11 protein-coding genes are annotated in these 12,122 nt (G+C 67.6%); 6 read left to right on the top strand and 5 right to left on the bottom strand.

Annotation, left to right across the window (positions count from 1 at the left end; all coding sequences use genetic code 11):
- Positions 1 to 124: 124 nt before the first annotated feature.
- Positions 125 to 1,318: a hypothetical protein gene (locus ASF80_RS07870; protein WP_056309557.1), complete on the top strand. Its 1,194-nt coding sequence runs from the start codon at positions 125 to 127 to the stop codon at positions 1,316 to 1,318.
- 259 nt (positions 1,319 to 1,577) lie between these two features.
- Positions 1,578 to 1,790, top strand: a complete 213-nt coding sequence (locus tag ASF80_RS07865) for a hypothetical protein (protein WP_056309555.1) — start codon at positions 1,578 to 1,580, stop codon at positions 1,788 to 1,790.
- A 338-nt stretch (positions 1,791 to 2,128) separates the two neighbouring features.
- On the opposite strand, the gene ASF80_RS07860 is transcribed toward ASF80_RS07865, so the two are convergent.
- Positions 2,129 to 2,692 (bottom strand): TetR/AcrR family transcriptional regulator, encoded by a 564-nt coding sequence (locus ASF80_RS07860; RefSeq protein ID WP_056309553.1) that lies wholly within the window; start codon positions 2,690 to 2,692, stop codon positions 2,129 to 2,131.
- 78 nt (positions 2,693 to 2,770) lie between these two features.
- On the opposite strand from ASF80_RS07860, the gene ASF80_RS07855 reads away from it, so the two are divergent.
- Positions 2,771 to 3,910 (top strand): zinc-binding alcohol dehydrogenase family protein, encoded by a 1,140-nt coding sequence (locus ASF80_RS07855; RefSeq protein ID WP_056309551.1) that lies wholly within the window; start codon positions 2,771 to 2,773, stop codon positions 3,908 to 3,910.
- 109 nt (positions 3,911 to 4,019) lie between these two features.
- On the opposite strand, the gene ASF80_RS07850 is transcribed toward ASF80_RS07855, so the two are convergent.
- The 4 genes from ASF80_RS07850 to ASF80_RS07835 all read right to left on the bottom strand — a co-directional run bounded on the left by ASF80_RS07850 (position 4,020) and on the right by ASF80_RS07835 (position 8,803).
- Positions 4,020 to 4,709, bottom strand: coding sequence for a GntR family transcriptional regulator (locus ASF80_RS07850; RefSeq protein WP_235559909.1), 690 nt, complete (start codon positions 4,707 to 4,709; stop codon positions 4,020 to 4,022).
- A gap of 151 nt (positions 4,710 to 4,860) precedes the next feature.
- Positions 4,861 to 6,084: an acyl-CoA dehydrogenase family protein gene (locus ASF80_RS07845; RefSeq protein WP_056309546.1), complete on the bottom strand. Its 1,224-nt coding sequence runs from the start codon at positions 6,082 to 6,084 to the stop codon at positions 4,861 to 4,863.
- On the bottom strand, positions 6,084 to 7,310 hold the full coding sequence (locus tag ASF80_RS07840) for an acyl-CoA dehydrogenase family protein (protein WP_056309544.1): 1,227 nt from the start codon (positions 7,308 to 7,310) through the stop codon (positions 6,084 to 6,086). Before ASF80_RS07840 ends, ASF80_RS07845 begins: the two co-directional genes overlap by 1 nt.
- Complete coding sequence (locus tag ASF80_RS07835; protein ID WP_157521000.1) at positions 7,307 to 8,803, bottom strand: LLM class flavin-dependent oxidoreductase; 1,497 nt, start codon at positions 8,801 to 8,803, stop codon at positions 7,307 to 7,309. Before ASF80_RS07835 ends, ASF80_RS07840 begins: the two co-directional genes overlap by 4 nt.
- A 179-nt stretch (positions 8,804 to 8,982) precedes the next feature.
- On the opposite strand from ASF80_RS07835, the gene ASF80_RS07830 reads away from it, so the two are divergent.
- Genes ASF80_RS07830 through ASF80_RS07820 form a run of 3 tightly spaced genes read left to right on the top strand, consistent with a single transcriptional unit; the run spans position 8,983 to position 12,053 of the window.
- Positions 8,983 to 10,323 carry an ABC transporter substrate-binding protein gene (locus ASF80_RS07830; protein WP_056309541.1) on the top strand — a complete coding sequence of 447 codons (1,341 nt, stop codon included), beginning with the start codon at positions 8,983 to 8,985 and terminating at the stop codon, positions 10,321 to 10,323.
- The gene (locus tag ASF80_RS07825) at positions 10,316 to 11,242 is read left to right on the top strand and encodes a carbohydrate ABC transporter permease (RefSeq protein ID WP_056309538.1); all 927 of its coding nucleotides are present in this window, start codon (positions 10,316 to 10,318) and stop codon (positions 11,240 to 11,242) included. The genes ASF80_RS07830 and ASF80_RS07825 overlap by 8 nt, the downstream gene beginning before the upstream one ends.
- Positions 11,235 to 12,053: a carbohydrate ABC transporter permease gene (locus ASF80_RS07820; RefSeq protein ID WP_056309536.1), complete on the top strand. Its 819-nt coding sequence runs from the start codon at positions 11,235 to 11,237 to the stop codon at positions 12,051 to 12,053. The genes ASF80_RS07825 and ASF80_RS07820 overlap by 8 nt, the downstream gene beginning before the upstream one ends.
- Positions 12,054 to 12,122 lie beyond the last annotated feature (69 nt).

Raw genomic sequence — 12,122 nt, 5'->3', positions numbered from 1 at the left:
CGGGCGCGGTCAAACACCGTGCAGGTGCGTCAGGCTTCCGCGATAACAAGGATGGGGCCCGATTCCCCACGCGCTCCCGCAAGTCGCGATCGCCCTCGTCGGCAGCCGCCGATACATTCGACTCATGACTCAGACTCAGATCGAGCGCTATCGGCAGCACGAAGTGTGGGGGCTAATCGAGCTCAAGCGCGGGGCGCTCGAGACCGTCAAGTACTCTCAACAGCCGTACGAGAAATCGCGTGTTGAGGTCATAACGATGCTAGAGGCCGCCGCGCGGTCGAAGGCTAATCCGCAACCCACTTTGTACGACGACGTACTGGATGTTATTCGCGACATTCTCAATCAGCTGGCCACCGATGAGCAGTCTTTTAGATCCTGGTCGCAGCAGACGTACATGAACGATCTGAGGGCGCGGGTGCGCGATCTGCCTGGCCCACCGCCCCGTCAAGTCAACGAGTCGTACGTCGCAGCACTCGACACTGCGGTCATGGCGCGGGAGCGGGAGCTTGAGGAGGTTCGATCGTCCCTAGCGGCGCTGAACGGTGAGGTCGTCGCGAAGACGAAAGAGGTCGCCGCCTTGACGAAGAAGGTTGAAGCCCAACATGACAAGCTCACAGCCGACGCCGCGACAATCAGTCAGGTCGTGAGCACCGCCGACGAACAGCTTCGAAGGGAGTGGGAGGCCGCTCTCGCAGCGTGGAAGCAGGACCGAGATACGCATGGCACCGAGATCGATAACGAGATGTCGGCTCGTATTCAGCTGCTTTCGGCTGCGGCGCTGACCGGACGTCGGCTGGTCGAGCAGGCGGCTGGTCACCTGACCGCGGCGGACTGGGCCGGCCGCGCGAAGCGTGAGCGCTGGAATGCTCACGGTCTTCGGTGGGCCTCGTTCGTATTCTTTGCCTTCGCCGTGATCGTCGGTGCTTGGGTGCTGTGGATCGCGATCGATAAGGATCTCAAACTGACGTTTGGGGACGGAATTCTCCGGGGCGCGCTCGTGCTTGCTCTTGCGGGCGTGGGCTCGTTCCTCACCGTCGAAGCTCGAAGACACTTCCGTGAAGCGGACAGTGCCGAGGACGTGAAACTCGCACTCGCCGCGCTCGAGCCTTTCTACGCCGGGGCGAACGACGAGGAGCGTTCGGAGGTTCGTCGGGTGCTCGGCGAGACAGTCTTCATCAAGAACACGCTGTCTCGGTTCAGTAACCGCGACGCAGCGAAGCACTCCGGTCCCACCAACGAGCAACTGAACCAGATCGTGGATCTCGTCGCGAAGGGCAGCGACGCCACGTCGAAGGCTTCGAGGATCGCGGGTGGCTGAGGAGATCTCCAACGTGTCGTAACAGGGCTTGAACTCCGCGCGTGACCCGTGCAACAACGTGCCAGAATCCGAGCACGGCCTTCTACTTTGAGCACCTCACAAACCGGTTCGGGGATCCGCTGAACAACGGTGTCCTCGGGGTGTGAAGTCCGTGACTGCCTGTGCACGGCAGGCTTGCGCGCTCCACGCTGGTGCGCCGGCATTCCTTGCCTTCTCCGCGCCCCCTGGCGAGACTGCTTTGCACAATGCCACTGCCGATATGGCGCTGGTGCCTGCGCTCTGGGATGAGTGGCAGCAGCGATGCCTTCCAGACGCAACAACCACGCAAACCGTGATTGTGGGGTCGCTCCGATTTCTGTTTCCTGCTTTGGGCGACGCGTCCTACGGAGTTCGCCTTATCGCGCAGGCGCAGCAACTGCTCGCGTTGGTCGAAGCGACGATGGGCCTTTCGGAAGACGACGCTCCCATCTGATCGAGGCCGATGCTCTGCCGCTAGCGATTGCGGCCGAATGAATTCACCGTGAAGGTGTCGCTGTGTCGGCGCACTGGAGAGCGACCGCCCTGCCCCATGTGTCGGGATTACGTCGCTAGCGCAGAGTTTCCCCACCGAGGTTGGGGAAGGTACGCCCCGGTTCGCCCTCCCGTAGATCTCCGTGCCTCGCCTTCCGGCCTGCTGCTCCGATGTGGTTACTGACAGCTTTCGTGAGACGAATGGCCGTGACTACAAAGTACGGAAGTGGCGGAATTCCGCGAGACCTGCGTCTCACGCGCTGTCAACTTCTATGAGATCGGACACTGACGCCCCTCGCATCACCCGTCGATGCAGTCGCGTATGTCGTTCCACGCGGACTCCACGCACTCCTCGAACAGACGATCGGGCGGCCCTTCGAGCCACCGCTCCATCGCCAGGTCGAAGCACGTCACGGCTACAGCTGCCAGCGTGTGCGATTGACGAGGGTCGGTACCGCGCTGAATCAGCGACTCCTCTATCGCGCGGGCAAGGTGATGGCGTTGGAGAAGCTCACGCTCGTGCAACGCAGGCTCGCTGTGGACGACCTTGTGCCGACGTGCGATCGGTTTCCGCCAGTCCTGGATGCCTCGGGCCGCCGCGGCGAGCCCGGCGCGCACCGTTGCCGGCGCCGAGCTCTCGGGCGGGGCCGACGCCATGAAGTCGCTGACCGCGTGCGGAAACTCGCGATCGCGCAGAAACAGGACATCGCGTTTGTCCGCGAAGTGCCGGAAGAACGTCCGAGTGGTCAAACCGGCCGCTTCGGCGATCTGCGGAACCGTGGTCGCCGAGAACCCCTGTCCTTCGAAGAGGAGTATCGCCGCAGCTTCGAGTCGCAGTGCAGCATCCGGTGACCATCGTGGCATCTGACCATGATGTCACGACGTGTCGTCACGTGTACAGTGATGACACGAGATGTCATCGAACGCGAAGAACGGACGAGTATGAACGACAACACCGCGGCATGGATCGATTCCCCCTACGCCGACCTGGTGGTCCGAGACGCACCGATGCCCAGGATCGATCCCGGTCAGCTGCTCGTCGAGGTGCGCGCGGTCGCAGTGAATCCTCTCGATGCGATCATCCAGTCCAACGGCGCCGTCATGTACGGGTGGCTGCACTATCCGGTGATCCTTGGAGAGGATGTCGCGGGCACCGTCGTCGGGGTCGGCGCCGAGGTGGCCGACTTCTCCGTCGGCGATCGCATCGTCGCGTATGCGATCGGCTTGGAGAAGGGCAGGGATGCGATCGCGGAGGGCGGGTTCCAGGCCTACGTCGCTGTCGATGCGGGCCTTGCCGCCGCTCTGCCGGACGCCATGGCTTTCGAGGATGCTGTCGTGCTGCCCCTGGCGGTGTCCACGGCAGCTGCCGGGCTCTTCGAGAGCGAGCAACTCGATCTGAGCTACGCCAGCCTCGGGAACCCCGAGCCACGCGACGAGATCGTCGTGGTGTGGGGCGGTGCGACCGCTGTCGGCGGCAACACGATCCAACTTGCTCGAGCAGCCGGCTACCGTGTCATCACGACGGCATCCGTCCGTAATCACGATCGGATGAGCCAACTCGGCGCAGAGGCCGCATTCGACTACCACGACCCCGAGGTGGTCGACCGGATCGTCGAGGCGGTGAACGGATCCATCGTCGCAGGCATCCTCGCGGTCGCAGTCGGGTCGGCAGAACCCTGTCTGCGTATCGCGCGCGCGACGGGCGCCACGCGGATCGCGATGGCGAGCCCTCCGGTGTCCTTCTACGAACAGCCCCGCAGGCGCGGCTTCTCCCTGAGCCGGATGCGCCTGTTCCTGCGCCTGGGAACGCGAACGGCGATGCTGCAACTGCGCAGCCGTGCCCGAGGGATCCGAGCCTCGTTCATCTGGGGGAGCGCGATCGCGACGTCTCCCGTCGGCCCCGCCGTCTGGGGAGACTACCTCGGCGCAGCGCTCGCCTCAGGCCGTCATCGTGCGTATCCGCGACCCCACATCGCGGGGGAGGGGCTCCCCGCGGTTCAGGGAGCGATCGACACGCTTCGCGTCGGCGTCTCCGCGCAGAAGCTCGTCGTCACCCTTGAGTCGACGCCGACGAGCTCCTGACCCGGTGACGCCGTGCGTCCTCGTTCGGCGGTGCAGAAGGGGCGTGAGTGCACAGCGCGCGACGGGCAGAACGAATGCGGCCGACCGCTGACGCCGATATGGCTGGCGGCTACTTCTTCGCCCAGGTCGCCGGAGCCCACTGTGTCGCGTAGGGGAGCGGCAGACGGTGCAACTCCTCGAAGGCGAGCTCGGCCGCGATCGGGTCCTGGGCGGTGATCGCGGCGTCGAAGCGCTGCCAGCAGTCGGCGAGGAGATCCCAGTTGGGCTCACGGGAGTCGATGGTGAGCTGCACCTGGAAGGTGAGACGCGCGACCGTCTCGACGGCGACGCCCTTGAGTACGGTGTTCGGGCACAGTCCGATCATGGTGCTGTAGATCCGGAGCGCGGCATCCATGTGCGCTCGAGCGTTCCGCGCGGTCACGGCGTCGCGTGCTTCGGCGACCACGGACAGAAGCCCGGGGATCGCGGCAGGATCGAGAGTCGGCACCGTGACGCGCACGACACCGCCGAGCACGACACCGAGCGTCTGGATGTTGGCTTCCACGACCTCGGGATGAGCATCGACGACCTTCGTATGCGCCTGCGGGACGATCTCGACGAGTCCGTCCCGCTGCAGGTTCATCAGCGCATCGCGGATGGGCGTGCGCGAGATCCCCAGCCACTCCTGCAGGGCGATGTCGTCGAGGTGCTCGCCCGGCTGGAAGGAGCCGTCCATGATCGCATCGCGGATGGCGTCGTACGCCTCGTCCTTCAACAACCGACGCTTGAGCTCGGGCTTCGACGACGTGGGAACCGGCACTGAGGACCTCCGCATGCGGTGTGTGCAGCGCCTTCTCGACGATGCACGTGGCTCTGATCGGGCGCCCCTGCCGGATCGAGTGTGAACGACATCCATTCTAGAGTATTAATCCTGTGGATATCAGGGGCACCCCCGCCACACGCGAAACGACTCAGCCCTGCAACGCAGCGCTCCCGGCCGGGACCTTCGACTCTCCGACCGCCCAGACGAACTCCGGCGCCCGACCGTTCACGGCATGGTCGCCGAGCTGGCGCGCCTTGAAGATCCACGGATTGTGCGACGACACCGTGCGGGCGTTCCGCCAGTGCCGGTCGAGTGCGGTGCCCGACCGCACGGCAGAGGCTCCGAGCGTGTCGAACAGGCGAGAGGCCGCACGCGGCACCAGGTCGGTGAGGACGATCTGCGCCTGCGCCGACCCGAGCTCGGCCGCGATCACCGCATCCTCCGTCTCCGGCGTGCCCAGCACGTCGGCGGCATGCTGCACCGCGCGGGCGACGTCGAGCACGAGCGCCCTGGCGGTCGCCCTCGTCGCCGTCAGCTCGCCGACGATCTGGAGCACCTGCGGGTCGTCGGCCACGAGGTTCGCGCTTCCGTGACTGTAGGTGCGGGTGCGCGCACGCACCTGCGCGACGGTGTCGCGCTCGATCGCCGCCGCGATCCCGGCGAGCACCGACAACAGGGTGAGCTGATAGACGGCCGTCTGATACGGGAACCGAGACGTGAACGGCTCGACGTCGTCGTCGTCGACGCTCGCGTCGGTGAAGACGGCCGTGCCCGTTCCCGTCAGCGGCTGGCCGAAGCCGTCCCAGTCGTCCGATATCTCGACGCCTTCCTGGTGTCGCCGGATGAGGGCGGTGACGGTCTCGCCGTCGAGGTCGACGGTCGCGTCGATCCATTCCGAGAAGATGCTGCCCGTCGTGTAGAACTTGCGACCGTCGACTCTCCACGTGCCGTCGGGTCGCCGGGTCACCCGCGTCGCATTCGTGCCGACCGCAGCCGCCCCGTTCTCCGACCACGCATTGCCGACGAGCTCGCCGCCGACCAGTCGGTCGATCCACCGTGAGCGTCGCTCACTCGGTGACGCGGCCAGGATGTGCTCCACGTAGGCGATGTGACCCCGGAAGATCTGCGGAAGGTTCGAGTCGGCCGTGGCGAGCTCGATGAGCACCTCGGCGAACGACGTCCAGTCGAGCCCGAATCCGCCGTCCTCGATCGGCAGTCGAAGCCTGCCGAAGCCGGCATCCCGCAGCTTCTCGACCTCGACGAACGGCAGCTCGTGGCTCTGCTCTCGGGCGACCGTGCCTGCCGCGATCTCGTCGAACAGGGGACGGAACCGGTCGAGGGCGGCCTGCAGCCGCTGCGTCTGCGCGCCCATCAGGTGTACAGCGAGATCGGCTGCAGCTCGCCGTTCAGCGCCCAGGCGCCGACCTCGAGCTTCTTGTAGTCGATCGGATCGTGCAGCGAGTGCGTGCGGACGTTCCTCCAGAAGAGGTCGAGTCCCACGTCGGCGCGGGCGGAGCTGGAGCCGGTGATCTCGAAGATCCGGTTCGCGACCTCGATGCCGACCTCGGTCGAGACGACCTTGACCTTGGCGATCTCGATCGCCAGCTCGCCGCGGCGCTCGGCTGTGACGGCGTCTCCTTCATCGACGACCTCGTCGAACAGGCGGCCGGCGCGGTCCGCCAGTGCCTCGACGGCCGCGATGCGGGATGAGAACTCGCCGACGACGCGCTGCACGAACGGGTCGTCGCGGTACGAGTCGGCCTGGCTGAGGAACCAGGCGCGGGGGCGCGCCCGCACCAGGTCGAGTCCGCGCGCGAGCGCCCCCTCGGCGATGCCGAGATACAGGTTGCCGAAGGCGAGCTGGATGCCGGGGGTGATCAGCGTCGAGAACGGCTCGTCGCCGAGCTCGCCGAGCACATCCTCCGCGGCCACGCGCACGTCCTCGAAGTGCACGGAGCCGCTCGCCGACAGGCGCTGCCCGAGCGCATCCCAGTCACCGAGATAGCGGATGCCGTCGCGGTCGTGGTCGAGCACGACGAACAGCACCTGGCCGTCGCGCTCGCCGCCGCGCACGAGCGCCGCAGCCAGCACCACGTCTCCGGCCGAGGCGCCGGTCGAGAAGCGCTTGAGGCCGTTCAACCGATATCCGTCGCCGTCTGAGGTCAGTTCGAGATCGGGATCCGTCGGGTTCACGGAGTCGCCCCACACCCAGCGCCCCTCGGTGGTCTTGCGGTGCCAGGCCTCCTGCACCGACGGGTCGGCCGCGAAGCCGATGTTGCCCGAGTTGATGTAGTGGTACGCGAGAACCTGCGCGACCGAGGCATCGGCACGCGACAGGATGCGGATGACGAGGAACGCCGTCTCCCAGTGCGCTCCGCCGCCGCCGAACTCGGCAGGCTGCAGCAGCGTCACAAGGCCCGCGTCGCGCAGCAGGTCGAGTTCGACCGTGGGGTCGTCGTTGGCCCGGTCGCGCTGCAGCGCGTCGGTGGCGAGCTCGGCGGCGACGCGCTCGGCGACTCCGCGCCAGTGCGCGCGCTCCGCGGCATCGGCGGTGCCCGTCCACCGGCTGCGGTTCGTGGTCTCTGCGATGACGCTCATCGGGCGTCCTCCTTCTCGGTGAGTGCGGTCAGATCGTCGAAGTCGGCAGCGTCGCCGGGGGACTCGGTCACGGCATCCACCAGCGGGCCGCCGCGCGTGCCGTCGAGGGCTGACGCGCCACCCACGTAGGCGCCGCGGTACGAGTGCGCGGGGTGCCACTCGGGCACGACGGGGGAGCCGTCGCCCGAGAGCCGTCCACGCAGGGTTCCCTCGGGATAGTCGTCCCACGTGCGTCCGCGACGGCGCAGCTCGGGCACGAGGTGTTCGACGATGTCCTCGAACGATCCGGGCGTGACCACGTAGGCGATGTTGAAGCCGTCGACGCCGCCGACCTCGACCCAGCGCTCCAGCTCGTCGGCGACCGTCTGCGGGCCTCCGACGATGACGGGGCCGATGCCGCCGATTCCGACGTAGTGCGCGATGTCCCGCGGGGTCCATTTGCGGTCCGGATCGGCCTTGGTGAACACCGACAGGGCGGATCGCCCGGCATCCGTGTCGACGTACTCCAGCGGTACGTCGGGGTCGTACTGCGAGAGGTCCAGGCCCGTCCACCCGGCGTAGAGCGCCAGTGCGCCCTCGACCGAGACGTAACCGCGGTAGTCCTCGAGCTTCGCCTGGGCCTCCTCGTCGGTCGCGGCGACCACGACCGTCACGAGCGTGAGGATCTTGACCGAGTCACGCGGGCGGCCGAGCGCTTCGGCCCGGTCACGGATGTCATCCGTCACAGGGCGCGTCGACTCGGGGCGCAGACCGTTGATGAAGATCGCCTCGCCGTGCTTCGCCGCGAACTGACGTCCGCGGGGCGACGCGCCCGCCTGGAACATCACCGGCGTGCGCTGCGGGCTGGGCTCGGCGAGGTGGATGCCGGGAACGCGGTAGTGCCGGCCCTCGTGGCCGATCGGATGCACCCGCGCCGCATCGGCGAAGACGCCGGCCTCGCGGTCGCGCAGAATCGCACCGTCCTCCCACGATCCTTCCCACAGCTTGTACGTCACGTCGAGGAACTCCTCGGCGATCTCGTACCGGTCGTCGTGGTCGATCAGCGTGTCGAGCCCGAGGTTGCGGGCCGCGGAGTCGAGGTAGCTGGTGACGACGTTCCAGCCCACGCGTCCGCGCGTGAAGTGGTCGAGCGTCGAGAAGCGGCGGGCGAGCGCGTACGGCTGCTCGTAGGTCGTGGCGACCGTCACACCGAATCCGAGGTGCTCTGTCGCGTGCGCCATCGCCGAGATCTGCACGACGGGGTCGCCGAGGGGGACCTGCGTCGCATCGCCGAGTGCCGTGGCCGCCGAGTCGCGGTAGACGTCGTAGGTGCCGAGCACGTCGGCGATGAAGATCGCGTCGAACCTGCCGCGCTCCAGCGTCTTGGCGACATCCACCCAGTAGTCGAGGTCGTGGTAGCGATCGGCCTGGTTGTCGGGGTGTCGCCAGAGCCCGGGGGCCTGGTGCGTCACGCACGTCATGTCGAAGGCGTTCAGGATGATGCGGCTGGGCACGGTGCTCCTCTGGAGGGTAGGGACTTCGCGACCATAGCCACTCGAGCCGAGCGATGTTGCGCCGCATGACTTCGCGCGTCGCACGACGACGAACTGTTACGACCGCGATGCGAGCGGCGGCGCGGGCCTCCTAGCCTGAGCGCCGATCGCTTCCCCGACCCGACGCCTGAGGAGCCCCCATGTCCTTCCTTCCGAGCAGCGGCCGACGCCGCCTCCTTCTCGGTGCTGCCGCCCTGACGGCCGCGACGTTCGTGATCGCCGGCTGCGCCGCTCAGGCGCCCGAGTCCGGTGGCGAGGGCGCGGACGGCGACTTCTCGGGCCAGACCCTCAACGCGCTGCTCATCACGTCGCACGAGGGCGCAGGAAACTGGCTCAAGGAGCACTTCGAAGAGGAGACCGGCGCTGAGGTGAACCTCACGATCGTGCCCTACGACGAGATCGGCTCGACCCTCGCCCTCGACCAGCAGTCGGGTGCCAACACGTTCGACGTCGCGGCTCCCTGGTACGTCTCGATCGGCGACCTCGCCGAGGGCGGCTCCATCCAGGACCTCACCGACTGGATCGCCGACACCCCCTCGCTCGAGGAGGACGACTTCATCCCCTCGATCAACGACCCGTACACGCTGGTCGGCGACCGCCGCTACGGTCTGCCCTTCGACGGCGACACCCACGTGCTGTTCTACAACAAGGAGATCCTCGAGCGGAACGGCATCACCGAGCCGCCGGCGACCTGGGACGAGTACCTGGCCGACGTGAAGACGATCACCGAGAACGAGGGTGACGAGGGCGTCTACGGTTCCGCGATCTTCGGTCAGAAGTCGCCGCTGATCCTCGGCGCCGCCTACGCGAACCGCCTGGCGGGCTTCGGCGGCGAGTTCGTCGATGAAGACGGCAAGCCCACGATCAACTCCCCGGAGGCCGTCGCCGCCGCGGAGGCGCTGGTGGATGCCGTGCCCTACGCGTTCCCGACGGCTGCCGAGACCGACTTCGGAGTCGGCAACGGCGCCTGGTACGACGGCAAGGTCGGCTTCATCGAGAACTGGACCGACCTCGGGGTGGGGTCGGAGACGAACCCCGACTCGAAGGTCGCGGGCAAGTGGGGCGTGACGACGCTTCCCGTCGGCGGGGACAACACCGAGGCGCGCGCGTCGCTGGTGGCCGGATTCACCTGGGTGATCGCGGCGAACACCGAGAAGACCGATCTCGCGAAGGCGTTCATCGAGTACGCCGCGTCCAGCGAGGTCAACTCCGAGCTGATCGTCGCCGACCCGCAGACCGGCATCGACCCGAACCGCGAGTCGTCGCTCGAGAGCGAGGCCTACGGCGAGACGTACCCCGACCTGCAGCGGGTCAACCGCACGACGCTGAGCGGATCACTCGCCTGGCCCACGGGCGAGAACGCCTCGCAGGCCGCGCAGATCCTCACCGACGAGCTGGCGAAGCTCATCGCGGGCGACGGGGGTACCGCACAAGAGACCCTCGACCGCGTCCAGGCCGAGTGGGAAGAGATCCTTGGCTGACGCCTCCGCGATCCGCGTGAGTGCCGCCCGCGCGTCCGGCCGAGTGCCGCGACGGGCGGGCGGCCGCGCGCGATCGGGCACCGCACGGCTGCTCACGGCGCCGACGATCCTGTCGATCATCGTGCTCGGCGCGTATCCGCTCGTGTTCATCCTCGCGGCGGCGTTCACCGACTCGACGCTCGGGCGGCCCTTCCAGGAGTGGGTCGGCACCGCGAACCTCGAGGCGATCCTCGCGGATGCCGACGTCGTCGCGTCGTTCGGGCGGACGGTCGCCTATGCCGTCGTGGTGGCCGTCGTCAGCGTCGTGCTGGGGGTCGCGATCGCCGTCGCACTGGAGCGGGCGACGCGAGCGGGCGCCGTCGTGCGCACGCTGCTCCTGCTGCCGCTGATCACCCCGCCGGTGGTGGTCGGCACCCTGTGGAAGCTCGTTTTCAACCCCGGCGGCGGACTGCTCGCGACCGTGCTGCCCGGCCTGTCGCTCGCGCCTCTCTCGACGACGGCGTGGGCGCTCCCCGCGATCGGGCTCGCCGATGTCTGGCAGTGGACCCCGTTGATCGTGATCCTCGTGTACGCCGCGCTCCTCACGCAGGATCCTTCGGTGCGGGAGGCCGCATCCCTCGACGGGGCCCATGGAGCCGGTCTGTTCCGGCACATCACCTGGCCGGCGATCGCGGGCACGGTGATCGCCGCGCTCTTCATCCGGCTCGTCATCGCGCTGAAGGTCTTCGACCTCGTGTTCGTGATGACGTCGGGTGGACCCGGTCAGGCCTCGACCGTGACCACCTATCTCATCCAGCAGGTCGCTCTCAAGGAGTTCGACATCGGCCGCGCCTCCGCGATCACCCTCGTGTTCGCGGTCATCGTCACCGCGGTGACCCTTGTGGTGGCGGTCTTCGCACGAAGGGCCCGACATGACTGAGCGACGCACCCGGCTGCGGCCCGTCGCGAGCACCGTGCTCTTCGTGGCGCTCGCGGTGACCCTCGTCCCGTTGGCCTACCTGTTCTCGGTGTCTTTGATGGGGCGCGACGAGACGGTCTCGGGAGTCCTGTGGAGCGCCGCTCCGCACTGGGAGAACTGGGGCGATGTGCTGGCCACCGACATCCCCCGGTCGATCCTGAACTCGCTCGCGGCCGCGGTCGGCGGCGCCCTGGTCTCGCTGGTCATCGCCGTCCCTGGAGCCTGGGCCATCGTCCGTCACAATGCCGGCGGGCGCACGCTGGGTGCGACCCTGATGAGCCCGTGGCTGCTCCCTCCTATCGTCGCCGTGGTGCCGCTGCTCACGCTTCTGCGGGCGGTCGGTCTCAACAACACGCTCCTCGGCCTGACGCTCGTGTACGCCCTCGTCAACGTCCCGGTCGCTGTCTGGCTGCTGGAGGGATTCATCCGTCGGCTGCCGGTCGAGATCGAGGAGGCGGCGCGCATCGACGGCGCGGGGACGTTGCGGATGCTCTGGTCCGTCGTCGTCCCTCTGCTGCTGCCGAGCCTCGTCGCGATCGGGATCATCGTCGCGATCCTCAACTACAACGAGTTCCTGCTCGCGACCTTCCTCACGCAGAGCGTGGACGCGCAGACGTTCCCCGTGGCGCTGTCGCTCTTCTACGGCGACCGCACGCCGCACTTCGGCAAGATCGCGGCGGCGTCGTTCATCGGCGTGATCCCGGTCTTCGCCGCCGCCGTGTTCTTCCAGCGTTGGCTCGTCGGTGGGCTGACGACGGGCGCGGTGCGCTGAGAGACCGGGGATCCGCCCTTCTGCAGACACCTGCTGTGCCGGTATATCGGTGCTGTATTCCGGTAACGC

Origin of the sequence: Microbacterium sp. Leaf159 (assembly GCF_001423615.1) — a bacterium.
Lineage (GTDB): Bacteria > Actinomycetota > Actinomycetes > Actinomycetales > Microbacteriaceae > Microbacterium.
The sequence above is the reverse complement of the archived record's forward strand: the minus strand, read 5'-3'. Positions and strand labels throughout refer to the sequence as shown.

Bases quoted from the DNA above. Each gene is read 5' to 3' on its own strand.
- ASF80_RS07870 (WP_056309557.1), top strand. From the start codon at position 125: ATGACTCAGACTCAGATCGAGCGCTATCGGCAGCACGAAGTGTGGGGG.
- ASF80_RS07865 (WP_056309555.1), top strand. From the start codon at position 1,578: ATGGCGCTGGTGCCTGCGCTCTGGGATGAGTGGCAGCAGCGATGCCTT.
- ASF80_RS07860 (WP_056309553.1), bottom strand. From the start codon at position 2,692: ATGCCACGATGGTCACCGGATGCTGCACTGCGACTCGAAGCTGCGGCG.
- ASF80_RS07855 (WP_056309551.1), top strand. From the start codon at position 2,771: ATGAACGACAACACCGCGGCATGGATCGATTCCCCCTACGCCGACCTG.
- ASF80_RS07845 (WP_056309546.1), bottom strand. From the start codon at position 6,084: ATGGGCGCGCAGACGCAGCGGCTGCAGGCCGCCCTCGACCGGTTCCGT.
- ASF80_RS07840 (WP_056309544.1), bottom strand. From the start codon at position 7,310: ATGAGCGTCATCGCAGAGACCACGAACCGCAGCCGGTGGACGGGCACC.
- ASF80_RS07830 (WP_056309541.1), top strand. From the start codon at position 8,983: ATGTCCTTCCTTCCGAGCAGCGGCCGACGCCGCCTCCTTCTCGGTGCT.
- ASF80_RS07820 (WP_056309536.1), top strand. From the start codon at position 11,235: ATGACTGAGCGACGCACCCGGCTGCGGCCCGTCGCGAGCACCGTGCTC.